Annotated in this window: 28 protein-coding genes; 7 read left to right on the forward strand and 21 right to left on the reverse strand. The window is 40.5% G+C overall.

The window, feature by feature from the left end; translation table 11 throughout:
• Entirely contained in the window at positions 1 to 927 is a 927-nt protein-coding gene (locus HQN83_RS20340; RefSeq protein ID WP_173092820.1) for a bestrophin family protein, read from the forward strand.
• Positions 928 to 999: 72 nt separating this feature from the next.
• Here HQN83_RS20340 and HQN83_RS20345 read toward each other — a convergent pair whose 3' ends face one another.
• Positions 1,000 to 1,287, reverse strand: a complete 288-nt coding sequence (locus HQN83_RS20345) for a winged helix-turn-helix transcriptional regulator (protein ID WP_173092822.1) — start codon at positions 1,285 to 1,287, stop codon at positions 1,000 to 1,002.
• Positions 1,288 to 1,382: 95 nt separating this feature from the next.
• On the opposite strand from HQN83_RS20345, the gene HQN83_RS20350 reads away from it, so the two are divergent.
• From HQN83_RS20350 to HQN83_RS20360, 3 genes are all read left to right on the forward strand, one after another.
• Positions 1,383 to 2,318, forward strand: a complete 936-nt coding sequence (locus HQN83_RS20350; protein ID WP_246254557.1) for a DsbA family protein — start codon at positions 1,383 to 1,385, stop codon at positions 2,316 to 2,318.
• A 173-nt stretch (positions 2,319 to 2,491) separates the two neighbouring features.
• Positions 2,492 to 4,846 carry a hypothetical protein gene (locus HQN83_RS20355; protein ID WP_173092824.1) on the forward strand — a complete coding sequence of 785 codons (2,355 nt, stop codon included), beginning with the start codon at positions 2,492 to 2,494 and terminating at the stop codon, positions 4,844 to 4,846.
• A gap of 92 nt (positions 4,847 to 4,938) precedes the next feature.
• Positions 4,939 to 5,586 carry a class I SAM-dependent methyltransferase gene (locus HQN83_RS20360; RefSeq protein ID WP_173092826.1) on the forward strand — a complete coding sequence of 216 codons (648 nt, stop codon included), beginning with the start codon at positions 4,939 to 4,941 and terminating at the stop codon, positions 5,584 to 5,586.
• Between the two features lie 34 nt (positions 5,587 to 5,620).
• On the opposite strand, the gene HQN83_RS20365 is transcribed toward HQN83_RS20360, so the two are convergent.
• Positions 5,621 to 6,493, reverse strand: a complete 873-nt coding sequence (locus HQN83_RS20365; RefSeq protein ID WP_173092828.1) for a DUF808 domain-containing protein — start codon at positions 6,491 to 6,493, stop codon at positions 5,621 to 5,623.
• Positions 6,494 to 6,655: 162 nt separating this feature from the next.
• On the opposite strand from HQN83_RS20365, the gene HQN83_RS20370 reads away from it, so the two are divergent.
• On the forward strand, positions 6,656 to 7,573 hold the full coding sequence (locus HQN83_RS20370; protein WP_173092830.1) for a DUF6263 family protein: 918 nt from the start codon (positions 6,656 to 6,658) through the stop codon (positions 7,571 to 7,573).
• Positions 7,574 to 7,588: 15 nt separating this feature from the next.
• Positions 7,589 to 8,167, forward strand: coding sequence for a YdeI/OmpD-associated family protein (locus tag HQN83_RS20375; RefSeq protein WP_173092832.1), 579 nt, complete (start codon positions 7,589 to 7,591; stop codon positions 8,165 to 8,167).
• A gap of 27 nt (positions 8,168 to 8,194) precedes the next feature.
• Here the strand turns inward: HQN83_RS20375 and HQN83_RS20380 are convergent, their stop codons facing one another.
• Positions 8,195 to 9,397, reverse strand: coding sequence for a TlpA disulfide reductase family protein (locus HQN83_RS20380; protein WP_173092834.1), 1,203 nt, complete (start codon positions 9,395 to 9,397; stop codon positions 8,195 to 8,197).
• 142 nt (positions 9,398 to 9,539) lie between these two features.
• On the opposite strand from HQN83_RS20380, the gene HQN83_RS20385 reads away from it, so the two are divergent.
• Complete coding sequence (locus HQN83_RS20385; RefSeq protein WP_173092836.1) at positions 9,540 to 9,695, forward strand: hypothetical protein; 156 nt, start codon at positions 9,540 to 9,542, stop codon at positions 9,693 to 9,695.
• A 15-nt stretch (positions 9,696 to 9,710) separates the two neighbouring features.
• Here the strand turns inward: HQN83_RS20385 and HQN83_RS20390 are convergent, their stop codons facing one another.
• The 18 genes from HQN83_RS20390 to HQN83_RS20475 form a co-directional block, all read right to left on the reverse strand.
• The gene (locus tag HQN83_RS20390) at positions 9,711 to 9,995 is read right to left on the reverse strand and encodes a hypothetical protein (protein WP_173092838.1); all 285 of its coding nucleotides are present in this window, start codon (positions 9,993 to 9,995) and stop codon (positions 9,711 to 9,713) included.
• 64 nt (positions 9,996 to 10,059) lie between these two features.
• The gene (locus HQN83_RS20395) at positions 10,060 to 10,848 is read right to left on the reverse strand and encodes a hypothetical protein (protein WP_173092840.1); all 789 of its coding nucleotides are present in this window, start codon (positions 10,846 to 10,848) and stop codon (positions 10,060 to 10,062) included.
• A gap of 19 nt (positions 10,849 to 10,867) precedes the next feature.
• Positions 10,868 to 11,974: a conjugative transposon protein TraM gene (gene traM, locus HQN83_RS20400; protein WP_173092842.1), complete on the reverse strand. Its 1,107-nt coding sequence runs from the start codon at positions 11,972 to 11,974 to the stop codon at positions 10,868 to 10,870.
• 2 nt (positions 11,975 to 11,976) lie between these two features.
• Positions 11,977 to 12,306: a hypothetical protein gene (locus HQN83_RS20405; protein WP_173092844.1), complete on the reverse strand. Its 330-nt coding sequence runs from the start codon at positions 12,304 to 12,306 to the stop codon at positions 11,977 to 11,979.
• Positions 12,307 to 12,401: 95 nt separating this feature from the next.
• Positions 12,402 to 13,004 carry a conjugative transposon protein TraK gene (gene traK / locus HQN83_RS20410; RefSeq protein WP_173092846.1) on the reverse strand — a complete coding sequence of 201 codons (603 nt, stop codon included), beginning with the start codon at positions 13,002 to 13,004 and terminating at the stop codon, positions 12,402 to 12,404.
• 20 nt (positions 13,005 to 13,024) lie between these two features.
• Positions 13,025 to 14,227 (reverse strand): conjugative transposon protein TraJ, encoded by a 1,203-nt coding sequence (traJ, locus tag HQN83_RS20415; RefSeq protein ID WP_173092848.1) that lies wholly within the window; start codon positions 14,225 to 14,227, stop codon positions 13,025 to 13,027.
• A 10-nt stretch (positions 14,228 to 14,237) separates the two neighbouring features.
• Entirely contained in the window at positions 14,238 to 14,864 is a 627-nt protein-coding gene (locus HQN83_RS20420) for a TerB family tellurite resistance protein (RefSeq protein ID WP_173092850.1), read from the reverse strand.
• Positions 14,861 to 15,514: a hypothetical protein gene (locus tag HQN83_RS20425; protein ID WP_173092852.1), complete on the reverse strand. Its 654-nt coding sequence runs from the start codon at positions 15,512 to 15,514 to the stop codon at positions 14,861 to 14,863. Before HQN83_RS20425 ends, HQN83_RS20420 begins: the two co-directional genes overlap by 4 nt.
• Positions 15,515 to 15,518: 4 nt before the next feature.
• Positions 15,519 to 15,956: a hypothetical protein gene (locus HQN83_RS20430; protein ID WP_173092854.1), complete on the reverse strand. Its 438-nt coding sequence runs from the start codon at positions 15,954 to 15,956 to the stop codon at positions 15,519 to 15,521.
• Positions 15,953 to 16,624 carry a conjugal transfer protein TraI gene (locus HQN83_RS20435; RefSeq protein WP_173092856.1) on the reverse strand — a complete coding sequence of 224 codons (672 nt, stop codon included), beginning with the start codon at positions 16,622 to 16,624 and terminating at the stop codon, positions 15,953 to 15,955. Before HQN83_RS20435 ends, HQN83_RS20430 begins: the two co-directional genes overlap by 4 nt.
• Positions 16,625 to 16,628: 4 nt before the next feature.
• A complete protein-coding gene (locus HQN83_RS20440; RefSeq protein ID WP_173092858.1) occupies positions 16,629 to 19,076 on the reverse strand; it encodes a TraG family conjugative transposon ATPase in 2,448 nt (815 codons plus the stop codon).
• Positions 19,073 to 19,882: a hypothetical protein gene (locus HQN83_RS20445; protein ID WP_173092860.1), complete on the reverse strand. Its 810-nt coding sequence runs from the start codon at positions 19,880 to 19,882 to the stop codon at positions 19,073 to 19,075. The genes HQN83_RS20440 and HQN83_RS20445 overlap by 4 nt, the downstream gene beginning before the upstream one ends.
• Entirely contained in the window at positions 19,879 to 20,208 is a 330-nt protein-coding gene (locus HQN83_RS20450) for a DUF4133 domain-containing protein (RefSeq protein ID WP_173092862.1), read from the reverse strand. Before HQN83_RS20450 ends, HQN83_RS20445 begins: the two co-directional genes overlap by 4 nt.
• 10 nt (positions 20,209 to 20,218) lie before the next feature.
• Entirely contained in the window at positions 20,219 to 20,578 is a 360-nt protein-coding gene (locus HQN83_RS20455; RefSeq protein ID WP_173092864.1) for a hypothetical protein, read from the reverse strand.
• Positions 20,579 to 20,588: 10 nt separating this feature from the next.
• Entirely contained in the window at positions 20,589 to 20,918 is a 330-nt protein-coding gene (locus HQN83_RS20460) for a DUF4134 domain-containing protein (protein WP_173092866.1), read from the reverse strand.
• 191 nt (positions 20,919 to 21,109) lie between these two features.
• The gene (locus HQN83_RS20465; protein ID WP_173092867.1) at positions 21,110 to 21,574 is read right to left on the reverse strand and encodes a hypothetical protein; all 465 of its coding nucleotides are present in this window, start codon (positions 21,572 to 21,574) and stop codon (positions 21,110 to 21,112) included.
• A gap of 628 nt (positions 21,575 to 22,202) precedes the next feature.
• The gene (locus HQN83_RS20470) at positions 22,203 to 23,513 is read right to left on the reverse strand and encodes an ATP-binding protein (RefSeq protein ID WP_173092869.1); all 1,311 of its coding nucleotides are present in this window, start codon (positions 23,511 to 23,513) and stop codon (positions 22,203 to 22,205) included.
• Positions 23,514 to 23,856: 343 nt separating this feature from the next.
• The gene (locus HQN83_RS20475; RefSeq protein ID WP_173092871.1) at positions 23,857 to 24,279 is read right to left on the reverse strand and encodes a hypothetical protein; all 423 of its coding nucleotides are present in this window, start codon (positions 24,277 to 24,279) and stop codon (positions 23,857 to 23,859) included.
• Positions 24,280 to 24,543 lie beyond the last annotated feature (264 nt).

Genomic DNA, 24,543 nt, shown 5'->3' on the forward strand with positions numbered 1-24,543 from the left:
ATGCTGTTACGAAATAATATACCCCTTACTTACATTTTTGGAAAGATTAAAACAGAGTTAATTTTTGTAATCGCCTATTCGGTAGGCATTGTTGTACTTTACCAGAATTTTCATGTATCCCGAATCTCTATACCTATTGCGGTTCCTGCGCTTCTGGGAACAATTATATCATTGCTGCTTGCCTTTCGTTCAAATCAGGCTTATGATAGATGGTGGGAGGCCAGGATAATATGGGGTGCTATTGTTAATGATTCAAGAACAATATCCAGACAAATCTTGTCATTTGTCGAAAATCCATACGGGCTAGAAGAAGTCGAAGAATTTAAAGAGCGATTTATCAAAAGGCAAATTGCTTGGTGTAATGCACTTAGTCAATCTTTAAGAGGCTTTAGCGCACATAAGGGTTTAGAAAGATACTTGGATAAAAATGAGCTTGCCTTTATAAAGAAGCAACGCAATGTTACAGTTGCTTTATTAGAGTTACATGCTATGGATTTAAAAAAGGCATTAAATGAAGGTTGGATAAATAGGTATCAGCAAATAGAGATTAATAGATCTATAACTGCTCTATGTAACCATATGGGGGGATCGGAGCGTATTAAAAACACAGTATTTCCCGTTACTTACAGTAAATACATTAACATGTCTATCCATTTGTTTATTGTGCTTTTGCCATTTGGGTTGATAGAATACTTCGGTTACATGGAGGTACCATTGGTTATCGCAATAGCAACCTTCTTTTTATTGGTCGAAAAAATGGCGGTACACTTACAAGATCCATTCGAGAATAAACCTACAGATACACCTACCACTACGATCTGTAGAAATATAGAGAAAGATTTATGTCAAATGCTTGATGATAATAAATTGTATGAAGATTTGCCTCAACTTGAAAAATCGGGCATAGGTTCTTACTATATTTTGTAACGGTTCTCTAACTAAACATTAAGCCTCTTTCGGACAAATCTGAAAGAGGCTTAATTATTTATAATATCATTATCAAATATTCTCCAAGCTCTGAAAAATAGGAATTAGCGATTTCCCTTTTTCAGATAAATTGTATTCAATATGCAGTGGTTTTTCTTTAACAACAATTTTTATCAATAGGTCATTTTCTTCCAATTCCCTCAACGCAGTGGCAATTGACTGTTTATTAGCACCTTTTAGTTGCCGTAATAAGGAGTTAAACCTAACAGGTTCAGAACATGCCAAAAGAAAAATTTGCGGCTTCCATTTTCCGGATAGCAGTTTTAGTAACCCTTCAGCAGGGCAATCGTTATTTTCCATAGTGAAAATGGTAGTCAGATATTTTTGACTAATTGATGGGTATTTAATTACTGTGCAACTTTGTACTAAAGTTATTATTAAAAATCTGAATTACGTTGAAAACATATAATAAAGCAGAAAAAGAAAGTGATCCACTAATGTGTGATCCTGAAACGGGTGTTTGTGAAATCCCAGGAATTGTTGTCGATAAACAGGTGCAACAAATTGAAATTACCAATAAGCCAGTTAAAATTACCTATTACACAGATCCTATCTGTTCGTCATGTTGGGGAATTGAGCCTCAGCTTCGCAAATTGAAATTGGAGTATGGTGATGATTTAGAAATAGATTATCGTATGGGAGGTTTATTGCCGGATTGGAGTTACAATAGCGGTGGAATCAGTAAACCTAGCGATGTTGCAGGGCATTGGGAAGAGGTAAGTGCTTATTATGAGATGCCTATAGTAGGCGGAGTGTGGCTAAATGACCCGCTTGATTCATCATATCCACCCTCAATTGCTGTAAAGGCGGCTCAAATACAAGATGATGAAAAAGCAATTGCTTTCTTGAGGAAATTGCGGGAGTTTGTTTTTCTAGATGAAAGAAATATTACAAGATGGGAAGTAATAGCTGAAGCTGCGGAAATAGTAGGGTTAGATATAGATCAACTAAAACAAAACTATGATGGAGTCGCCAAAACGTTATTTGAGGAAGATTTAGCCTATGGAAGAAAGCTGGGTGTTAGAGGGTTTCCAACGATGTTCTTTTCTAATGGGAAGAATGATCAAGTTACTCTGTATGGGTTTAGGCCATACGCAGATTTTGAAAATGCAGTGTTGAAAGTGTTTCCTGAAGTAAAGAAAAAGGAGCATGGTTACACTGATCCGATTCAGCTATTTAAAAAATATCCTACTTTGGCGCTTAAGGAATATACTACTATTATGGGTATAAGCGATCAAATAGGAAAGGAGCAACTGGAAGAATTGGTGTTACAAGGCAAGCTTGAAAAACAGAATGTTAAAACAGGAGTAATGTACAAATACCTTAAATAAGCTAGTCAAAAAAACATCGATATTAATCAATATTGCATAAGTTCATCAAGATTTCTATAACTATTTTCGAATCTTTTATTATTTGGTCTTGTTCCTGTTTTTTTTACAAGGAGGAATGATTAATTTCAATATCACATTCGTTTAATTGTCAACACACACACACAAATGACACGATGAAAAAAGCAATCTTGATTACTTTTACGTTACTTATCCATTTTTTTAATATTTCGGCGCAACAAATCAACCTAAAAACAGATGATTTAAACCTGAGTGTTTCCTCATCGGGTCAGATCACTGCAATGTCGAATCCTAAGACGGGAAAGAATTATCTGGCCATTGGAGAAAAGGCGCCTTTATTAAAGATTCGTACAGCGGATGAGTGGGAAGAACCAGCTCAGGCCGTATTTAATAGCAAATCGGGTACTATTACCCTGAACTTCGCAAACTCCAAAGTTTCTGCTGAAGTAAAAGTTACCCAAAAGAAAACCCATTTGGTTTTCGAATTAATTCGTTTAAATGCAAAAGACAAAGTAAACGCAGTTAACTGGGGCTCGTACCCAACTATTATCGGACAAACAATTGGAGAAGTAGTTGGAGTGGTGCGTGATGGCGACTATGCAATCGGCCTTCAATCATTAAATGTAAAAACTCTTGGTGGGGTTTTGAGTAATGCTGAAGGGGCAGATTATTCACGAGGTTCTGTGGCAATTAGTCAGCCTTATGGAAGTAGTTTACAGGCATTTAGTCTCGACAGATCAAAAGACCGAAAAATTACCGTTTGGAATCAATATCCTAATATGCCGGTTGATGCAATACCCAATGAAACTACTATAGGCTCAAAGATTGCACTTTTTGGATGCTCCGAGAAACAGGTGTTGTCTCGTATCGGGGTAATAGAACTTGCCGAGGGGCTTCCACATCCGTTGATTAATGGAGTTTGGCACAAACAGTCGCCAGAAACCGGGAGGGCTTATATGATTACTGATTTTGATGAGAGTAATATAGATACCTTATTGAACTATGCGAAACAGGCTGAACTTATGTCGGTTTACCATGAAAGTCCGTTCCAGTCGTGGGGTCATTTTGTTTTAAATTCTACAAGTTTTCCAAATGGTAATGCAGGCATGAAAGTTTGTGTTGATAAAGCAACAAAGAAAGGAATTCGTATAGGTGTGCATACCCTTAGTAATTTTATCAATACTAACGACCCGTATGTAACGCCGATACCTGATAAACGACTTGGTCTAACCGGTTCCTCTACATTAACAGAAAATGTAACCTCATCTGCTACTGAAATTACGGTTGAATCGGACGAGTATTTTAAAAACATAAAGCCAAGTACATTACACGCTGTGCAAATCGGCGAAGAAATTATTCGTTTCCGTCAAGTGTCATCAGAACGACCTTTTAAATTGCTAGACTGTCAGCGTGGGGCTTACGGCACAAAAGCATCTGCTCATGCAAAAGGAGACGCCGCAGGTATGATGATGGATTATCCTTACAATACCCTTTTCACAAACTTTAATCTTCAACAGGAGATTGCTGGGAATTTAGGTCATTTTTTTACTGAAACAGGTGTTTCGCAAATGGATTTTGATGGTCACGAAGGATGTTTATCTTCAGGAGAGGGTGATTACGGAATGCAGGCTTTTGCTGAAAAGGTTTTTAAAGATACCAAGCATACCTTGGTTAATGGTACTAGTCGGTCAAGCCATTATTACTGGCATATTTGTCATTACTGGAACTGGGGAGAGCCATGGTATGGTGGATTTCGTGAATCTCAGGGAGATTACCGTTTAGAAAACCAACCTTTTCTGGAAAGAAATTACATGCCTAATATGCTGGGATGGTTTTTACTTTCTTCGACAACAACGGTTGAAGATATTGAATGGATGATGGCAAGGGCTGCTGGTTACAATGCTGGTTTTGCCTTGGTAGCGCGTTATAAAAATTTGCAGAAAAACCCAAATACTTCTCAATTGCTTGGCCTTATTAAGCTTTGGCAAGAAGCGTATAAAAAGAAAATCTTCTCGGCAGATCAATTGACAAGATTAAAGAATCCTGAAAACGATTTTCATCTAGAACAGAATAATCAGGGTTGGAAGCTTTATCCATTTAAGAAATTCAAATTTGAACATGCCAAGCAAGTGCTTCAACCCGGACAACCAACCTTTTCGGAATGGCAGTTTGTAAATAATAATGCTGAGCAGCCGTTAAATTTTACCCTTACTATTATGGGTAAAGAAGGTGTGATCAGCAATCCATGGATTGAATTGGATGGTTATTATAAGCTTGAATTGCCAGGCGAATACGAAGCAGGGAACTCAATAGTGTGCAATGGAACAACTATTAAAATATACAATAGTAAAGGTGGTTTTAAGAAGGAAGTAGCACTAAAACAAGCTATCCCAACTTTAAAAGCCGGAAAACATACTGTTAAATTTGATTGCGAATTCCCTGATGAAAATGAATTATCAAACAGGTTTATTGTTAAAACAATCAGCAGTCCGGAAATAATTACAAAATAGAACTCTTACTTCTCCGATTGCTACAATACAGTTATAATTAAGTTAGCATTTCTTTTTAGATTGCGTATCCAATAGCATAAAGAGAAGAAATTATGGCAAATGAAAGTGATAAACCAGAGTTTTGGGAATCAGCATTCGGAGAAAAGCAGGAGATGTGGGGTTTTGAACCATCAAAGTCAGCGGTATTAACAAAGGATTTTTTTATCCAAAACTCAGTAAAAAACATCCTGATACCGGGAATTGGTTACGGACGGAATGCCCAGGTTTTCAGAGAAAATGGAATAGCTGTAACCGGCATTGAGATTTCGAAAACTGCTATTGAAATGGCAAGGAAACATTATGGAACTGATATGGTTATCCATCATGGTTCTGTAACTGATATGCCTTTTGATACATCACAATATGATGGGATATTTTGTTATGCTTTAATTCATTTATTGGACAGTAGCGAACGAGAAAAACTAATTCGTGATTGCTATAATCAACTGTCAGAGAATGGTTACATGGTTTTTACGGTGATTTCGAAAGATGCTCACACCTATGGACAGGGTAAATTCCTTAGTAAGGATCGCTATGAAATATTTGATGGAGTGAACATGTTTTTTTATGATAAGGAATCAATAAAATCAGAGTTCAGTAAAACCGGATTGTTCGAAATCACAGAAATCAGTGAGAGTCAGCCATTCTTTTTAATTAAGTGTAAAAAAGGAGATAATTTAGGTGCGATGTCTTCTTTTTAAATAAGCTAGAGTCTCAAACGCTCTTATCCAGACTTTAGTGACTCTTTTTCAAACTGCCAAAAATTGTAGTAACAGCTTTTACAATTGCTACTACAATTAATCCGGCAACCAACCCAAACAATAACTCCTTAACTAGCGTTGCTATATTTGGTAATATGTGGTGTAAAAACTCAATGTTATGAACAAAGATGCCACCCGAAACCAAAATCAATGCAATTGTTCCCACTACAGCCAGAATCCTTATGATAATAGGTAATGATTTAACCAGCAAATGACCAATGCTTGCAAAGAAACCTTTGTCGCCAGAGCGTTTGATTAATTTGTAGCCGGCATCGTCCATTCTAACAATAATGGCTACTATGCCATAAACTCCGATGGTAGCCAATAGTGCAATAACGGAAACCGTTAAAATCTGTATTGTTAAACTTTCTTCTAAAACACTCCCTAACGCAATAATTACGATTTCTATTGAGAGTATGAAATCAGTCATTACAGCAGATTTAACCTTTGTTTTTTCTGCATCACTATCGTCTTGTTTTGTCTCTGCAATTACTTTATCACCTGTTTTTTGGCGATGAAAAAAGTATTCAATTATTTTTTCAACTCCTTCATAAGCTAGGAAAAAACCTCCCAGAACTAAAATGACCTTAATCGCTATCGGAAAAAATGCATTGAGTAATAATGCAATGGGAACAATAATAATCTTGTTGATGAATGAACCTTTGGTAATTGCCCAGAGTACAGGCAATTCTCTTGAGGACAGAAATCCAGTCGCTTTTTCGGCGTTTACTGCTAAATCATCGCCCAAAATACCTGCGGTATTTTTAGCTGCAATTTTAGCAGTTACAGAAACATCATCCATTAAAGCAGCGATATCATCTAAAATCGCGAAAAAACCTGAAGCCATCTTTATTTAATTAATAAGGTGCAAAATATCTTTTAAAACTTGATTTTGAAAGTAAAAAGTAACAATGAGATAGATATTGGTAAAATTGAACCTCTAACATAGATAAGAGTAAAGGCAGTATAAAACAATTTTCATTATCTTAACAACCAAATATTACGCTCCATGAGAAAATCCCTATTGCTCTTTGTATTATCCGTCGGCTTATTAGCTTGTAAATCAAAGTCTTCCAGAATACTTATCAAGCTCGAAAAGGGGCAGCAATACACACAGCATGTTGTTATTAAAATGATTACCTCTCAAAAAATTGATGGTAAAGAAACTTCTTCTTCAAGTGTTTCTGACGGGGTAAGCAAATTTGAGGTCGTTAATGTGAGTGATAGTATTTACACATTTAAGGTAATCTATGTGTCTTTGTCTGCTAAGGTAAGCGTTAATGGTGATTCTAGTGTTGCTATGAAAAACCCGATGATGTCTGTATTTGATGCTTTAAAAGGTAATTCTTATCAGATTAAGATGTCAAATACCGGTCGTGTGATTGAAGTTAAGGGGGCAGATTCAGTATTGAAAAAGATAATTACTGACATGCCTGGTCTCCCAGAAGAGAGCAAAGAGATGCTGATGAAGCAAATATCGTTTACCTATGGGGATAAAGCCATTAAAGAAAACACTCCGCTCGGAATGAACATGTATCCGCAGAAATTGGTAAAAGAGGGGGATACCTGGAATTTCAATCGCAAGGGGGGAGAAAATCCTATGGAACCAAAAATGGATGCGGTTTATAAGCTCGATAAAATTACCGCATCTGAGTACCTGATCAGTGGAATTACTAAAATGGAGATAGGCAATCAGAGCAAGGATAGTAAGATCAGCGGAGGTAATCCGATGGCGTTTAGTGTTTCTGGTATCATGAATTCTAACAATAAAATTGATAAGAAAACCGGGGTGATAACGGAAATCAAGGTCAGTCAAGACCTGAAAGGCAGTGTAACCGTTAATAGTGGTGACCAGACGCAGAAAGGGACTACAATACCAATGACCATAAAAGGAGAAACTATAGTGACAAATACTTTTACTAATTGAGGTAGCTAAACAGCAATGGAGAAAAAAGAAATAGAAACCTTTTGCCCCACAAGTTTACAAGAGTGGCGACAATGGTTAGAAGAAAATCATAGATCAAAGCAATCCATTTGGGTCCTTTATTATAAAAAGAAGTCTAATGTGGCTTCAATAACTTATACTGATGCTGTTGATGAAGCGCTTTGCTTTGGCTGGATAGACAGTACAAGAAGGGCAGTTGATGATCATACATTTATACAGTTTTTCTGCAAGCGAAAACCAAATAGTGTTTGGTCTAAGGTAAACAAGGCGAAGGTTCAGCGATTAATTGATGCAGGACTTTTTGCACAAGCAGGCCACGAAAGCATTGAAATTGCAAAGCAGAATGGCTCGTGGGCAATTTTAGACGATGTTGAAGAATTAATAATACCCGAAGATCTGGAAAAAGAATTCGAAACTAAAGAAGGATCAATGGACTTCTTTTTAAGCTTAAGCAAGTCTGTCAGGAAAAGTATTTTACAATGGCTTGTGCTTGCCAAACGTCCAGAAACCAGACAAAAACGGATTACCGAAATAGCAGAACTCGCTGCCCAAAAACTGAAACCGAAACAATTTTGATGAAAGAATAGACTCTGTTTACATTATTTACAAATCCACCAGTTTCTCTTCTAATTTTTTTAGACCGATACTTTCATCGAATCCGATTTCGCGATAAACAATCTTACCTTCTTTGTTGATTAAAATGAGGGTTGGGTAGCCCTTTAGGCTATAATTCAAATCTATAGGCCAGTTGTCTCTTGATTTGTAAATATCTGTCTTTAGAATATGGCGCCATATTCCTGTTCCGTCTTCTGCTATTGCTTCTTTCCAATATTTTCTTTGGTCTGGTGAAATACTAATTATTTCTAAACCCTTATTGCTATAGGCCTGATAAAACTTTTTTAGAGCGGGAATTTGAAGGCGACAAGGTATGCATGCAGAGAACCAAAACTCTAGTAAAACATATTTCTTGCCATTAAAATCTTTTAAACTGATCACCTCTCCGTTAATATCCTTTGCAGTAAAATCAGCAGCATTATCGCCAACAAAAGCAATGTCGCTTGATTTGATTATACGGGCAATATTTACACCCAAAGGGCTCTGTTTTACTTCGGGAGAGAAATTTCTGAAAATTAACATCGCGCTATCTACAGAAAGCTGGTTGAGTTCGTACTCCATAAGATATGGACTTATAAATGAATTGGGGTTTGAGGTAATGTAGTCTAAGTTTATTCTTCTTAGTCTGCTAAAACTTTGTGCCAGTTTATCACGTAGGTCGATTAGTTTGGTGTTCAAGGAAGCTGATTCACCAACGCTCTTGATGGAGTCAGTAATCTGCGAAATTTCCTTGCGATTTGAAGAGATATAGATCCCTAAAGGATCTCTTTTTAGGTTTAGTTTGTCGAACGCAATTTGGGTTTTAGAACCGCTAAGCTTTGCATGTGGGAAATCATCTTCGGTTACCAAGATCTTCATGTCATTAGGCTCCAGAAATAATACCGTCCTGTTGGGATCATCGATCAGTCTTGTTTTTACAATTCCGATTAGGTAAGCAATTGTTGGTTGGGCTATTGCTCCATTGAATTTAAAATACCCCTTTTTTAGATAGGTAGTGTCGATAATGTATTTGCCAGCTAAGTTTGTGTAGCCTAACATTAACCGACCGGTATCTCGACCATCTACTTTTCCTGAAAGTGAAAATTTGGTTCCATTTTTAGTTTTCGGAAGGATATAAGATGTGGTTTCCTGTCCGTACGAAATAATTGAAAATATAGATAATAGGAGAGAAAGAATGATTTTTTTTAACATAATAGAGACGTTAAGTATTTAGAAGATAGCTGAATATACGAAATGAAAAGCTGTGGGCGAAAATATTTTCACGTTGTTCCATATTCTCAATTTTCATTGGGCATAAAACAAATATTGTATCACAGCTTAGAATAATAAGAACATGGGACAAAGAATCAATGCCTTGGTAAAAGGTCAAAACGTAATGAAAGCCATGTATGGTTTAGGAATATATCTTGCTAAATCTCTGGTAAAACAAAAACGAATTGTAGAAATAGCAGAACTTGCTGCTCAAAAACTGAAGCCGAAACAATTTTGACGAGTCAAAGTGGGCTCAGCCCAGCATCATAACTTTACTGCTGGTCATTCTGTTGAAGCTCGGCTGATAGCAGATGTAGCCATATTCATCTAATGCTCGGATGGCGCTGTGCCAGGTTGCGCTGCTGGATACTTTTGCCAGTGGCATGAGTTGCTGGCTTTTTACCAGAATGAATGTGGGGCAGTTGCCCTCAATCCAGTGCTGGTAAAGCGCCATATAGACTGCAATATGTGTCGTTCTGATTCGTGGATCATCTTTGACCTTTTCCAGAAATTGTTTTAAAATAGCTGCTGTTTCCATTTTGATTGTGTCAGTTGGTTTGCTGACGCCATTACTGGCATCAGCGGTTTGGATCTTTTGTTTGCTAAGACACGCTTGGCCCGGACTTTTTTACCCTGGGCCTAGGCGTTTTGTTTTCTAGAGAAGGTTCTTGTGGATTTGTTTGCTCTTTAGCTTGTTGTTGGTTTTGGTACAACTTGTTTCTGTTCATGTCGTATACATCAATGCATTTAAATCGGGGGTTGGCAGCCACAAAATGCTGCTGCAGCTGACCGTTTTCCACCAAGTTTACCGATTGCAAGTTTCCCTTTTGAAGGGACTGCAGGAGTCTTTCTGCTGTTGTCTCCTCGCCGAGTTCCGCAATAGGCAATTTTTGTAGTGTTTGCAGGAGATCGAACCCGTAATTGTCTCCGAAGGTCTGGAATTTGTAGTTTCCATATTTATCGGTTTCTTTAAAGTTTAGCTGCGTCCATGCATTATATTTCTCACCTGTAGCAATATATTTGTCTAGGATAACGTCTTTCTCCATTTTAGTGTATTCCTTGAAAACCGACCTTCCGCTTAAAAGATTATAGGCCTCTTTCTGGGTGATGTTGTTCTCCTTGCCGATTTGAAAGGTTTGGCTCATCAGTTGTTCTGAGTGTTCAGGCCTGAAGGTCAGTTCATAACGATTAAAGAAGTACAAGTCGCTCGATTCTGATCTGCTGAAATCTAATCGGGAAATGACCACATCATTGCCAAATTCGGTACGGTTTAGTAGTTGAAATTCTTTGAGTTCTTTGCCGATCTTTTCATTCAGTTGGCTTTCATAGCCTTCACCAAATCCGGTGTATTTGATTTGGTCTTTCAGGAATTCTACATTTTTCTTGTTCATGATTTTGGAATTAAATTGATTAATATGATTGATTGTTCTTTAGCAGTACTGGGTAACCGGCTTTGAGTTTGGCTTTGACCTGTTTTATTTTTTTACCGAATAATCCTTTGGCTGTGGTGATACCCGCTCCGGCAATCTGTGTGCGCAGATCCTGGTCCATATTCATCAACTGCAAACCCTGTATCGCGTTATCTGATCCCTCTTTAAGGGCATCAGCGGTAATTGCTTCAGGAGCATTGATTCCTTCCATACTGTCTTTCAAATCATATACCAGTAGGTCAACGGGAATAATGGCATAACCAAGGCCGATGTTTTTAATGTGTAGTCTGATCCGCTGGTTGCTGATCTCGCAGCTGCCATATACCTGGTGCCCTTTAGGGATGTACTGTCCGTTTAGTACTACTGAATCCAACAGGGTTAAGGCGACTACAGTGCCTTGTTTGACTTTCTGATTTTGAGCAACCATTGCAGGGATTGCAGTGTAAGTCTTTTTGGGGTTTTCGGGTACAGCTGGTTTTTGCTGTTCGGTTAGGCTCTGGGGATGCTGAATTTCCTGAATTTTTTCTAATATCTGTTGAAGCTGACTGAGCTCTGGATCTTCTTGTTTCCCTTCTTCCATGGAGCTCATCATGGATTTGAGTTGCTGGATTTGGGGAGGCTCCTGTGCTGCGGGATCAGAATTACTTTTTAACATAGGATCAGGCTTTTTTTGCTCAGGCTGATTCAGTATCCTGTTGAGCTGATCCAACCTTTGGTAGATCTGCCGTTCGTTCGGTTCAGGGGAATTGCCTTCAAGATAGACTGAACTTTGGTCATACGTTTTAGGAGCAGTTGGGGCATATTCCTCACTATAAGGACCTTGCTTGGATTGCTGGGCAAGCCGATTTGAATCAGCAGTTGCATTTTCATAGAAGCTCATCTTATTCAGCTGTTTTTCCGTATTGTTTTTGGCATCAGGCAATTCGGTATTGATGCCTGTAAACGTTACTTTTTTATCATTAGCATTGCCTTGTCCTCCACCTAGCAACATAAATAGAAGGGTGGCAAATGGGGCGATAACCACGGGCAGGAAAGTGTAGAACCTGCGCTTTTTTAGAAATTCAGAAGAGCTGTGTAATGGATTCATATTTAATGTTTTTTACGAGATTCATAAATTTTTTCCATAAACAGCAGACTGTCTGAGGCTAGGGTTTGAGTGATTGGGCCGGTTGTCATTTGAATAGGCGTAACGGACCTTTCGCTGATGCTGCCGGTGCTAAGGCGCCTGATACTCCAGTTTATCAGGCTGATGCCAGTCAACAGCAACACAGTGATTCTTATTTTTGAGGGCAGATAATTGAATAAACGGGTCATAGAACTAACCCAGCTATTTTGGAGCTTTAGAATTCCGTAGCTGATGTTTCTGGCTACTGTTTCCTGTAGCATAGCTTTGCTGTTTCTTTCTTTATTATTTTTCATAAGTACATAATTTGAGTTTTAATGTTATGAACCGATCATTCACTGCTGTTTGTGCGTGGATGCTCTTGATGATTTCATGATTATGGGGTTTTGGTTTAGAGGTTTTTATTTTCCAGAGTATTCCAATGTTCAATTAAAAAACCGTGTGGATTGTTATCACTGCGAATGACCTCCTTCAGCTGCCCAGAGGTGATCAGTGTCCTTGAAAGTTGACTGGTCTGGCGAATGATCTGTTGGGTGGCATAGCAGCGAAAATGGTAGGGGTAGCTCTTGGTGTCTATATTTATGCTGTCCACTTGAAGTGATTGATTGATATTTCCTGCAATTAAATTTGCATAATAGCCCTTCTCTTCTAGATTGTCGTAGGCATGTTTGGCGCTCTGATCGGCCAGGTACAGTGCTTTACTGATGTGCTCTTTGATGACTTTGTCATCGGGACTCAGGCTGAAAAATAGTTGGTGAAAGGTGGCAACATGATCCCTAGCTTCTACTTCCAAATTGTCTTTTCTACTGGAAGTCATGGCATTGATCACTTTGCCGTTAAGTAGGATCAGTACGCGGTTTTCCGCCCTGTAGACCCGTTGATCTGAACGGTAGGTATAAAAGCAGGTGAAGCCTATATTGGCCAGAATTACAAGCAGGCTGAAAATGCGGAGCTGCCTAAATGCTGTATCGATGTTTTTTATTTGCTGAAACATACCTCTGAGATTAATGGGAGTTAAGAACCAAGAATTTTATTGTGCATATAGCCGTTGTTTTTTCCATCTGATCGACCAGCTTTCCCATCAGAGGCGGAGTTCCCTTCCTGGGAGCCGGGAGATGATCCGAGTAAGTGCGTTGCCCCGCTGGCTGCTTTGGAGGCACCTGCTGTGGCAACCATAGCAGTACCTGTTGCCGCTCCTGACATCATATTGGTGACTTGTTGGGTTATTGCACCAGCACCACCTGCATTTACAATGTAGCCGGCCACGCTGGGCACAGTAAAGTAGCCGACAATGCCAATGAGCAAGAAGATAAGGTAGGCCGTATCGGTGGAACTAAATAAGGTATCCCCATTTTGTTGGATCTCTCCGATATCCAGGATGAGCATTTTTTCCTGTACTTTGGCGATGATGCTGCCAAAGATATTAGCTACGGGCAACCACAAAAAGATATTCAGATAACGTGCCAGCCAGGAACTCAGCGTATTTTGGAACCCGTCGAATACCGCGATGCCCAGTACCAATGGTCCCAGAATGGCCATGACCAGTAGGTTAAAGGTCCTCAGGGTGTTGATGCAAAGTGCGGCTGCTTCATATACCACACGCAGGATCTCGCTCATCCATTCTTTGACTGAATTCCTGAAGTTGTAAGAAGCTTTTGACATGGCAAAGCGGACTTCATTGCCTAAGCCATCCAGGACTCCTTCTTCTGCTGGATCCTGGTTGTCATAAGTGTATTTATACCATTTGTCCCGGTCACCCTCACCGGTTGACCCGACGTACATTTTCCAGGCATCGCTTGCTTTAACCTGTTTTTCTTTTGCCTCAAGGAGTTTGGTAATCGCCTGGTTGGAACTGGTCATCATCTCAGCTGTAGCCGTCACCGTAGGTTTCATCACCCCGTTGATCATGCTCAGTACCGAGGGGTAGATCATAATCGCAAATCCCAGTACAAAGGGGCGAAACAGGGGGTAGAAATTGATGGACTCCGCATTTGCGATGTGTCTCCATATCCTGGAACCGATATACCAAAGGGCTGCAAAACCTGCAATGCCCTGGGCAACACTGATGAGCTTAGTACAGAGTGGCATCATTTCTTGATACAGTTGATCTAGTACATCATGCAGGCTATTCATCTCTTGGGCAAGCCCCTCTGCCTTGCAGACTGCCGGTAGCAATAAAAAAAATATTGGACCGATTAGTTTTGTTGTTTTGTTCATGTGGATAAGTCTAGGGCCGTATGCCATAAAGCTCACGGCTGGATTGAATGTCTTGGTTTGCTGCGCTGCGCTGTATAGAAAGAAGGCTACTCTCGGTGTTGAATTTGTTCAGAAAAATCAGCTTTTCCTGGAGCTGCTGATAGATCTGGTCGATGGCGCTGAGGCGCTCCTGGTCGGACATGCGAAGCTGACCGGCGGTGACTACGGTGAGTAGGTCGTTGAGACTGTCCAGACTTTGCTTCAGGAGGCGGTCATAGACCCTGGCGATATACTGCAGCTCAGCAGGGCTGAAATTACCACTAAGGAGAAAACGCTGATAAGCGGCTTTGTACTCACGTACCAGTAGGAGCTGAGTGGAAACAATATCGGCCACCTTTTTATACTTTCTGACCGCGGGGCTTACCTGCATGAGTCCGTCTAAAAAAGCCTGGTGCAAGTTGAAATTCCCCCTTGAAAGATCTCTGACTGTATTGTAACCGTTACTGATGATGGTATAGCCTTTTTTCATGTCCTTAAGTATTTTTTTGAACTGATCGAGTTTTTCAACATTCAGCAGCAATTGCTGCATTTCCTGACTTTGCCCTTTTCCATAGTAACAGCTTAGCTGAAGCAGGAGTACCAGTAGCAGGATTTTCATCGTGTCGGATTGAGATGAGTTAAACGGAGTTCCAAATTGAGCCCCCTTAATTCGGATGTTCTTGCGCTGACCAGGGTTATGCCTTGTTGCACAAAGCTTTTACAGAATTCCAGATGGGACAACATCTGATGATGTAGATTCTGTAGGCGGTTGATCCGCTGGTCATCACTGAGCTCCAGTTGATTGTCTTCCGTTAGTAGGTAACATTCTTCCATCGCATGGGCACATGAAGCGCGGAGTCTTTGAAAGACCCTGTGCTGGTAGGAGAGCTCCTCAGGATGAAAAGACTTATTGTGCGCCACTTCTTCCAGGTACCTGGCGCTTAGGTTCAATGTATGACCTTGGAGCTGAGCGATGTCAGCCAGCAAAGACAAGTTTTTAATTTTGGCACTTGGATTTTTTAACTGGTTAAAGAACAGTTTGTGGAGATTAAAGTCCCCTTTTTTTAAGGAATTGATGGTGTTGAGCCCATCTTGGATAATGTGGTAGCCTTGCTTGCCAAAACTAAGGTAAACCTTTAGCCCTGCAACCTGCTGGGCCAGGTATGTCCGTTGGGTCTTTTTTTGTTTAAAGAATTCTGCCCAGGTCTGGGCTTTGCCGGCTGATCCAATCAGTAGCAGCAGAGAAAAGGTAATAAATATTGATTTCATATGCTTAACGGTTTAGGCTTTTTCTGTGTTTTTGTTTTAAATGAGCTGGCACCACTCTGGCAGTGAGCCAGCTGCATTGTGGTATATCTGACTGGCTGTTGATCTGCTGATAATCGCAGTCTAGAGTCAGACCCTTGTGGTTCAGGCAGATGATGCCCATGCTTTTGATCAGGAATCCTTTCTGCGGGTTATAATCCAGGCTGAAATAGCAGTTGATGCTGTATCTCCCATCTATTCCGGCATGCTGGCTCACTAAAGAAAGTTTGGGTAGTTTTTTATCTAGCACTTCATGGGTCAGCATCAGGTATTTCAGACTGTCCGAAAGCGTTTTTCCGTCTTTTTGATAGGTTGCCAGGAATGGTCCATGGTATCCTTTCTGACCAAGCAGGCTTTCCAGGTCTGCTACATGCCTTTTGATTCGTTGATGGGCTTCGATGATCATTGTAGTCCGTATAGTTGTTTTATTTGGTGCAGGTCGGTCTGTTCCCTAGCCCGGCTAAGGGAAAGACTGATGTTTTGCTGGTTGAAGCTCAGCAGGTCGAAATACCCTTGATCTGTTTGGGTGGAGACCTGTCGGATGAGTTCCAGTCTGGCGGCGTCGCTCATTCGTGTTTGAAAGGAATCTATCACCAATATCAGCTGATCAATCTGCCTGCTGCTTTGCTTTAGGATTCCTGCGTATACTTTTGCCATATATTCCAGCTCCTGGGTCGAGAAATGCGTATCTTTCTTTAGCAGTTGCCAGGTTTTGCGGTAGGCCCCTACCAGACGGATCTGGCTTGCTCCGATTGATTTCACCTGGTGGTAATAGCTGACGACTTGCTTAACTTTACTCAGCTCTGCAAAGTATTCCTGGTAAAGGTCTCGCTGCCTTTCGGTCCAGGCTGAAATCTCGCCCAGCTTGCCTTTGCTCATTGCATTTTCCAAGGTTTTCTGTGCATTTTGTAGCCAGATGGTTTGATTTTGTAAACGTTGGACTTTCAGGTCAATGGCTTTGATAACTTTTTTAACGCCACTTTTGATGACCTGTGCGATGGCCAGCTGGGCCCGGACAGGTTTTGGTTGTAGCATGACTGTCATTAGCAGGATGGTGATCAGGAATGTTTTCATAAGTTTAAGTGTTGTTTTTGTCCTTGAGCAGTGCAGCTATTCCTTTTTCCATACTACCATGTTTTTCAGCAGCAGCACTGACCAGGACTCTTTCCTTGCCCTCGGTAGTGTATGCATAATATTCTTCCGGGCAGAGTTCATTTTTGTAAACCTTAGTCCTTTGTCCGCCAATGTCAATGAAGATCTCCCTATTCTCTTTATTTACAGAGAGCAGGATCGTTTTGGCCTTGTCTGATAGTCCCAAGGCATCCTGAATTTTGTCGAATTTGTGAAGGAACTTGCGCATGTCCATCAGAATTTTGATGTCGGCATTGTTGATGATGGCATCTTTGATGATCGGGGAGCTGATCAGGTCATCCAGTTCCTGAGTGATGACAATCGGTATTCCATTGAATTTTCGAATGGTTTTAAAGGCATATTTCAGGAATTCTGCCATTCCGGATTTGGCGATCGCCTGCCATGCTTCGTCTATGGCGAGTACTTTGCGTACTCCGGGAAGGTTGCGCATTTTTGAAATGAACAGCTCCATAACAATCAAGGTGACTACAGGAAATAGGATGGGATGATCTTTGATGTTATCCAGCTCTATGACAATAAAAGCTTGCTGCAACAAATCCAGGTTTTCCCTGGCATTGAGCAGGTAATCAAATTCACCACCCTGGTAATAAGGACGTAGCACGTACAGGAAATTGTCCAGGTCAAAATCTTTATCTTTCACTTTGTGTTGATGGAGCAGGCCGGTATACTGGTTTTGCAGGAAATCGTAAAAGGTGTTAAAGCATGGAAATATTCCGGGATCTTTTTTCAATTCATCATAATATCCCTGCAGCGCATTGGACAAGGCCACATATTCACTGCGGTTGAAGGGGTCGTGTTCCTGTTTCCATAGCGAGATGAGTAGTGCCTTTAAGCTTTCTTTTTTCTCGGTATCGAGCAGGCTTCCTTGCGGTAGGTAAAAGGGGTTGAAGCGGATAGGATCGGATTCGGTATAGGTGAAATAATAACCTCCAACCAGTTCGCACAATCCTTTATAGCTGCCACCAATGTCAACGGTGAGGCAATGTGCGCCCTGCTGATGTAAACTACTCAGGATATGGTTGATGGTCATGCTCTTACCTCCTCCTGAGCTTCCGCAGACCAGCATGCCCATATTGGAGGCAATCCCAGAAACTCTGGGTTCATCAAAAAGGTCGACATACACCGGTTTGCCATTTAGTCGGTCACTAAAACGGATACCCTGGCTGGCCTTTACGCTTCGGTAGTTACTTTCCAGGTTCAAAAAGCAACAGGCCTGCTCTGCAAAAGTGTCAAAGCTGTCGTTCATTGGAAAATCTGCAGCATTTCCGGGAATACCTGCCCACCAGATCTGGGCAGCGCCTACAAGCTCGGGTTTAGCAGCGGCATCCATCTGAGCCAGGGCAGCGCATACCTTATTTTTGAGCTCTGGGAGTTCGGTTTTGCGGTCGGTCCAGACCAGGACATTGAAATGTGCTTTTACCGGCAGGCGCTGTTGAATGATGGCTTCATTTAGGAATTCATTGCTGGCATCCCTGGCAATGGTATTTTCCCGGGAGTACCCCGACAGAGACTGTAGGCGTAGCCGTTTACTTTCAATCTTTTTTAAGGTTGTCTGGGGATCATCAATAAACACGTACTGATTATAGATGTGGTTGCAGGGCAGCAGCATTCCTAGTGAGCCTGAAAAACCGATGGGGAATTTGGTTTTGTCAGTAGAAAATTTGTCATAAGTGATTCTTGGTCCGCAAAGGTGGGGCAGGTCGGCAGCATCACCCAGGGTGTAGAGCCGGGCAAACTGGTCACCAATCTGTATCCCTTCGGCAAAAGAAATGTCCTTATAAAGGAATTCATTCTGGAGTTCAGATAGGCTGCAGTATCGTTCGATTAAGCCCGATTTACGCCGGTAACTTTCCAGTTCAAGGGTCTTAAGTCTTTTGAGTTTAATCAAACCAGAATCTTCCAGGACGCGCTTGAATTGACTGGCTTTGTCCAGAAATTCTTCAAAAGCTGCTGGTTTCAGCAGCTCTTGAGGTACAATTGTTTTTTTTAACAGGTTGCAAAACAAGGAGCTGCTTGCTTTTCTGCCAATCGGCTTTTTGCAAAGCATCAGGTAGCATTCATGCTCCAAGTATTCCCTTCCTTGGAAATGTCTGGCACTGCTTCTGGCTAGAAAGCCGGGATCATCCTGTTGCTCCTGATAAACCCTTTTCAGGAACCAATCTTGCTTATGCATTAAGCTATATTCTGGCAGTACTTTGATGGCTTTAATCCAGCTTTGGTGAAATGACTCATATTCTGCATCTGAGAGACTGAAGATCTCAGGTAGTTCTGCCTGGAATACTAGGGTGATGTCCCCTTGTTTGGAGAGGATGCAGTCGTTTTCTATACCCATGATGGGCAACAGGTCAAAAAGATTTGGCGCTTGATTATTCATATGCTTTTTCCTTTCCTGAGCAGCGGCTTGTAAGGCCTTAATTTGGGGCTGATGGCTAAGGCTGCTTCCATTTTTTGTAGTTTGATCATTTCTTGGTGGGAGAGTTTGCTTAGAGGAATGCCTACTGCCTCTTGGTTCATTTTTATTGGAAAGCGAGACAGTAGCTCGGTGTCTTCCAAGCCGTAAAGTCGAGCTGCCCCGACCGGATCAAGTAAAATCTCATTGGGAATTTTCAGTTGTACGATTCCCTCCCGAAAGGGCATCAGGACCATTTCCTTGCTGATCTGCTGTTTGTCTTTGGTGTCAAAGAATAAGTGCAATTTCTCACCATCGGCGCTTAGCTCCAGCTCCTTGATAAGGATACGTTCTGCCGGCTGATCGACAGCGCGCAATTCCTGCATACGGATGTCAATGATGTAGGTTTTTCCCTGCATTATGATTTTAGGAAGCTCTCCTTTGAGTCTGCGGTCGATGTCCTCATCAATCATTAGTATGCCCCAATTGTGGCGGTAGCTGGTTTGATTGAACAGTGCCGGCAGTGCGCTGTCTTTGCCAAATTCCTGTCGCAATACCTCTTTAGGGATGATGATGCGCTTGAGCTCGGGGCTCAGCTCGTGGATAAGTTGCAAATGAGATTTTGCTGTTTTTTCTACGATGGCATACAGCATGGAATAGAATCCGCCCTCTTCTTTGAGCTGGGAAAAAGGAATCGTGTTTTCGGGGTAAGCAGCTTGGACAAATTGTTGTTTTTCTGCATCGACATAAAACAGCGACCCATCCAGGATAATGCGAATGTTGGCTTTCATGAGCAGATTCGGTTTAGGTGCTGAAAATTGGTTCGGCTGTAGTTTTTGATCAGCTTGGGTGTTTTACGGCTGGCGATGGCTTTCATCATCCCATGTTCTCCATAGGTATTGCTCCAGTGGTAAATTTTTACCGTAAGCAGGGCTCCGGCACCAAGGATAAAGGTCATACAGAGATAGGTGTTGAGCCCGGCCAGATACAAGAGAGAAAAAATGACCATGAGCACCAGTATACCTCCTCCAAAATACCAGATGTATTGTGCCTTGAGGCCTTTAAATTCAATGCTTTTGTTGATGCCTTTATTGATGGTATAAACGCTGTTATTCATAATTTTTGTCTTAAGGTTTAGTGGTGTTGAGGTATTTTCTGATTTGTTTGTAAAGCGCGGGGTAGACCAACGAGTCTTTAGATTTTTTTTCATGAAATCCAAGTGCCCGAAAATGAGACTGCATAACCTGATCAGATAGATAATTTCCTGAGTCAGGATGCCGCTCTCCAGAAGCTAGAGGTAATCCCTGATAACTCCCCTCAGGCGCTCTTGCCTCGCGGTGCTGATAGTCTGGATTAGGCCTGGTGCTGCCTGTAACTTTTCTTTTAGGTATGGTGGCAGAGTCTTGTTTTTTTGCAAGGGAATGATCAGTTCCCCTTGGTGTTGCGCCAGGTAAGTTTAGGCTTGTTTTTTTAAATTGCTGTTTCATGGAAATAGAGTCAGACCCCGAAGAAAGATTTAATAATGGTGGCTACTACGACCAGGAAGATACAGCTGCCAAACCAGGCAGCCGCAACTTTGGAGGTGTCCTGATCGCCACCATTCCATTTTTGGTAAACTTTAACGGCACCGATAAGCCCAACTAGGGCACCAACAGCATACATCAATTGTACACCGGATTGGAAATAACTCCTGACTTCAGTGTTTGCTTTTTGAATGCCTGCATTGCCATCTTGAGCGTTACTGGATAAATGGATGATACTCAACAGCAGTAGTGCTGTATATTTTTTTAAGTTCAGGTGTTTGCATGGTTTAAATGGTGCTTTCATACGTGCTTGTTTTTGTTAAAGTGAATGGATTTCTGTAGCCCGGTACCGTCGGGTGCCGGGCGCAGAAACGGCGGCCATCGCGCTGCCTTTTTTCTTGTCTTTGCTATTGCAATTGGCAGGGATGGCGGCCAGGTTTTATTTCCCTTATCTCTGCCAAATGGCCGGAGCAGGGAAGGGAAATCCCAGCTCAGCTATTGCCATAGTTGCTGGAGTTCGGCTTCATCAGGCGATTGAATTTGGGCTGAACGGCATTCATTGATGATCATTTTATTGATAGAAGGGTAAAAGGGAGAATCCTTCAGATCCGTATACCCCTGAATAACTTCCCTCAGCTTGTCTGACAGATTAGCTTCAATGGTTCCGGTTTCCTTCGTGTGGATCTGGACTTTGAGTTCAGCAATCAGGCTTTCAATCCTGTCAAAAGTTTCATCGCCATTTTGAGGAGCAGTGATCGGTTGATCGGGGATGGCTGGACTGGGCGGTTGATGCTGTTCCTCCAGGATCGGCTCAAAAGGTGCGGATGCAAGTTGTTTTTTGCCGCTGAGCAGCATCTTGATGTCTTGAGAATAAAACCGGAAGGCAACCCAAGTATAATAAACAAAGACTAGCGCAATAAGGATACTGAAGTACTGAGTCCAGGTAATGGGGTTTAACATGGCTGTAATTTTTAGTTTTTAAATTTTCAGTCTTACTGCAAGAACAATGGTCTTGCAGTTGCTGATGAAACAAAGGTGGGGAGCCAGGAGCAGGGCTGGGGATACATAAGAGAAGCTGTATCCGTGCATCCGTTGGTATTCAGTATAATGGATTCTATGGCTATACACCCCATAGCATTTAGGAATCAGAAAATTACAGGAAAATTAGGTTGGTAATGAAAAGATCAGGAAATAGGAAGGCTGCTTTAACCTGTAAATCTATGGGAGTTTACATTATCTGCCAAGGGTAGAAAGTTGAAATTATGGAAGACAAAATCATACTTTATTTAAATTTTGCTCAATAATCTTAGGGAATGCCGGTCTTGTATAGGTTATAATTGTGTGCTGCTGAAATCGCCAGCAGGGCTTTTTTGAAGGAAACCAAAGGCGCCGTAAGTGTATAAAAGCCGTGTTTTACAGAGGTCGCTGGCTTTTAATCAAAATAAAATATGGAGATCGTACTTGACCATCAAAATCACTTAATCATTTTGGTTTTTCCGCCCAATTCCCTTTCCCATAAATAAAAACCATTTCATTATTTTGTGTTTTTATTTCTAGGGCTTACCAGTCAATACGCTATTTTGGTCAACTACATATCCTCCATGGAAAGACCCAATAGCTGAATCTTGTATTTGGCTAACTCCTTTTGCAAAGCCTGAACCTTGATTGTTAGTGAATTCAGGTTGATTTTTTTTGGATTACGTTTAATCTCCGCTACGATAGCTGTCTTATCAAGATCATTAACGGCAATCAAGTCAATTTCGTTTTGACCTTTATTATCCCAATAACTACCTATTGCAGTGATTCTTGTACTTTCAGTCAACTTTTCTTTAAAATATTTTTCTAGGATCAAACCACTATACTGTTCATAGTTTTGAATTATATACTCCCGGAGTAGTTCATGTTTTCCCAATTCAAGCATGGACTGGTTTGGATAGATAAATCTGAACCAAAACCGCAGATAATTGTCACTGATACTCCATCGTGTTTTTCTACTCTCAGGTTTTGCAAACATAGGCTTGTTTTTACTAATCATAGAATATTCCTTTTCCAGATTAACTAAATATGCTCCAGTATTCTTCCCGACAATCGAATCCATCTCAGTTTGAGTTGTCTTTCCTGATGCAATCAATTGGAGTATTGAAAAATAGGTGCCATATTCCCTGCCAAATTCTGACACAAGCAGATCTTTCCCTTCTGAAAGAAAAGGAGAGTCGCGACGAGTAACCAGATCAAATATTCGCACTTTTGTTGTCGCTCCGGCTTCCATAAGCAATGTTATGTACTTGGCTACTCCGCCAGTAATGGCGTACATACATAGCAGATCTTCTGATGTATATTTTGGGTTGTAATCTATTAAAACCTCCTTTATTGTACTTACAGAGAAGGGTTGGAGTATGATTTTAGAAGTTAAACGACCAAATAATGGTTCTTTTCGATCTTCGAAGATTCTCAGCATCATAGAATAAATAGAACCACATGCAATGAAATTAATTTTTGCTTTGTCTTTGTGTTTATCCCAAAGGTGCTGGATGTCGCTGAAAATAGCAGAATTGACATAATCAAATTCCTGGAATTCGTCAATGATTAAGGTATAGTGTTGGTTGGTCGAGTAGATTAACAGTTGTTCGAAAATATCCTTAAACGTTGTAATTGTCCCGAATATTTGTATCCCTAAGGCCTCTTGAGCCTCTTTCTGAAATTGAGCACACAGTAGCTGCTCATTTTTTCGGGAAACAAATAAATACAAATAACGCTGGTTTTTAACAGATTCCAGTAAAAGTGAGGTTTTTCCAATCCGCCTGCGACCCACCATTACCGTAAAACAGGCCGTCTTTTTGGATTGTCCTTCGTTGATTTGGAGTATTTCAAGTTCCTTCTTTCTGCCGTAGAATTTCATACTGTATTATTTTAACAGCCATTATCTTAATGGTCATTACAAAAATAGCAATTTTAATAACATTATGAGATATTGCGAAATTTCCCTCATTCTCTAATGTGAAAATAAATAGGGAACGGCGGAACCTTTATAATTTTTCAAAAGCTTACATCATTATACACAATGGGAGAACCTATGGTATTTTGTATATAATGGTGCCACATTTGCCAAAAAGAGGCAATTTAAATATAAAAATATTGAAGGCCGGGGCTATAGGCTTGTTTTCAATGTCAATGAGTAATTAAGCTATGAATATGAGATGTTACTTTACAAAAGTTTCAAAATTATGCTCCTAAATAAGTGCTTATACTTCCACTAGCTCTTCTTGAAAAGCCTCTTTTTCTATTGAATTTAATGTTTCATTTAGTGTGTTATACATTTCTATGGCTTTTGGATGTATAGCTAAAATTCCATTAACTTGATTGGTATTGCCTGCAACAAGTTGCTCGTTCAAGAATTTTACATCTTCAATGGTTAAGGCATTGTTTTCAAACTTCTTTTTCCAGAGGTTTATAAAATTAGCCATGCGACTTGTTTCAAGTTCAGATAGAATCGGCATTATACTCTTTTTTAGTTCATCTGCATGATAGCGATCAACATCATAGGTTGGATTGAAGGCTTTTAAAAAAGGCATTTGATACTGCGAAAATTTTTTATACGACTTAATGAAGTAAATTGAGATGATTAAGGTTGCTAGTGTTAGTCCGGAAATATAGGTGTAGTTCATGGTAAATCTTTCAAATAGGGGCTAGTTCTTGATATAGTTTTTTGGATATAAATCGAAAGTGCGGCAAAAGTAATGGAAAAGGAAGAAATAATTGTAATATTAAGTTGATGATATCTGGCAAATACTCATCAATTCGACAATAAAATAAGAAATCTGCTTACAGGGTACATTGATGTTGTTAAAGTAATTGATTTGTTATTCAGTCGGTTAATAGATTGAAGATAGATACAGCTCTATATAAGATGAGCAGCATATTTTAATCGC

The organism is Pedobacter foliorum, assembly GCF_013266735.1.
Lineage (GTDB): Bacteria > Bacteroidota > Bacteroidia > Sphingobacteriales > Sphingobacteriaceae > Pedobacter > Pedobacter foliorum.

Excerpts from the sequence above, each read along its gene's own strand:
- traM (WP_173092842.1), bottom strand. The coding sequence starts at position 11,974 with ATGAATCCATTACACAGCTCTTCTGAATTTCTAAAAAAGCGCAGGTTC.
- HQN83_RS20420 (WP_173092850.1), bottom strand. The coding sequence starts at position 14,864 with ATGAAAATCCTGCTACTGGTACTCCTGCTTCAGCTAAGCTGTTACTAT.
- HQN83_RS20445 (WP_173092860.1), bottom strand. The coding sequence starts at position 19,882 with ATGAAAGCCAACATTCGCATTATCCTGGATGGGTCGCTGTTTTATGTC.
- HQN83_RS20370 (WP_173092830.1), top strand. The coding sequence starts at position 6,656 with ATGAGAAAATCCCTATTGCTCTTTGTATTATCCGTCGGCTTATTAGCT.
- traK (WP_173092846.1), bottom strand. The coding sequence starts at position 13,004 with ATGTTTCAGCAAATAAAAAACATCGATACAGCATTTAGGCAGCTCCGC.
- HQN83_RS20395 (WP_173092840.1), bottom strand. The coding sequence starts at position 10,848 with ATGAACAAGAAAAATGTAGAATTCCTGAAAGACCAAATCAAATACACC.
- HQN83_RS20440 (WP_173092858.1), bottom strand. The coding sequence starts at position 19,076 with ATGAATAATCAAGCGCCAAATCTTTTTGACCTGTTGCCCATCATGGGT.
- HQN83_RS20360 (WP_173092826.1), top strand. The coding sequence starts at position 4,939 with ATGGCAAATGAAAGTGATAAACCAGAGTTTTGGGAATCAGCATTCGGA.
- traJ (WP_173092848.1), bottom strand. The coding sequence starts at position 14,227 with ATGAACAAAACAACAAAACTAATCGGTCCAATATTTTTTTTATTGCTA.
- HQN83_RS20435 (WP_173092856.1), bottom strand. The coding sequence starts at position 16,624 with ATGAAAACATTCCTGATCACCATCCTGCTAATGACAGTCATGCTACAA.
- HQN83_RS20385 (WP_173092836.1), top strand. The coding sequence starts at position 9,540 with ATGGGACAAAGAATCAATGCCTTGGTAAAAGGTCAAAACGTAATGAAA.
- HQN83_RS20390 (WP_173092838.1), bottom strand. The coding sequence starts at position 9,995 with ATGGAAACAGCAGCTATTTTAAAACAATTTCTGGAAAAGGTCAAAGAT.
- HQN83_RS20430 (WP_173092854.1), bottom strand. The coding sequence starts at position 15,956 with ATGATCATCGAAGCCCATCAACGAATCAAAAGGCATGTAGCAGACCTG.
- HQN83_RS20470 (WP_173092869.1), bottom strand. The coding sequence starts at position 23,513 with ATGAAATTCTACGGCAGAAAGAAGGAACTTGAAATACTCCAAATCAAC.
- HQN83_RS20345 (WP_173092822.1), bottom strand. The coding sequence starts at position 1,287 with ATGGAAAATAACGATTGCCCTGCTGAAGGGTTACTAAAACTGCTATCC.
- HQN83_RS20405 (WP_173092844.1), bottom strand. The coding sequence starts at position 12,306 with ATGAAAAATAATAAAGAAAGAAACAGCAAAGCTATGCTACAGGAAACA.
- HQN83_RS20365 (WP_173092828.1), bottom strand. The coding sequence starts at position 6,493 with ATGGCTTCAGGTTTTTTCGCGATTTTAGATGATATCGCTGCTTTAATG.
- HQN83_RS20425 (WP_173092852.1), bottom strand. The coding sequence starts at position 15,514 with ATGAAATCAATATTTATTACCTTTTCTCTGCTGCTACTGATTGGATCA.
- HQN83_RS20380 (WP_173092834.1), bottom strand. The coding sequence starts at position 9,397 with ATGTTAAAAAAAATCATTCTTTCTCTCCTATTATCTATATTTTCAATT.
- HQN83_RS20375 (WP_173092832.1), top strand. The coding sequence starts at position 7,589 with ATGGAGAAAAAAGAAATAGAAACCTTTTGCCCCACAAGTTTACAAGAG.
- HQN83_RS20455 (WP_173092864.1), bottom strand. The coding sequence starts at position 20,578 with ATGAAACAGCAATTTAAAAAAACAAGCCTAAACTTACCTGGCGCAACA.
- HQN83_RS20355 (WP_173092824.1), top strand. The coding sequence starts at position 2,492 with ATGAAAAAAGCAATCTTGATTACTTTTACGTTACTTATCCATTTTTTT.
- HQN83_RS20340 (WP_173092820.1), top strand. The coding sequence starts at position 1 with ATGCTGTTACGAAATAATATACCCCTTACTTACATTTTTGGAAAGATT.
- HQN83_RS20450 (WP_173092862.1), bottom strand. The coding sequence starts at position 20,208 with ATGAATAACAGCGTTTATACCATCAATAAAGGCATCAACAAAAGCATT.
- HQN83_RS20460 (WP_173092866.1), bottom strand. The coding sequence starts at position 20,918 with ATGAAAGCACCATTTAAACCATGCAAACACCTGAACTTAAAAAAATAT.
- HQN83_RS20475 (WP_173092871.1), bottom strand. The coding sequence starts at position 24,279 with ATGAACTACACCTATATTTCCGGACTAACACTAGCAACCTTAATCATC.
- HQN83_RS20465 (WP_173092867.1), bottom strand. The coding sequence starts at position 21,574 with ATGTTAAACCCCATTACCTGGACTCAGTACTTCAGTATCCTTATTGCG.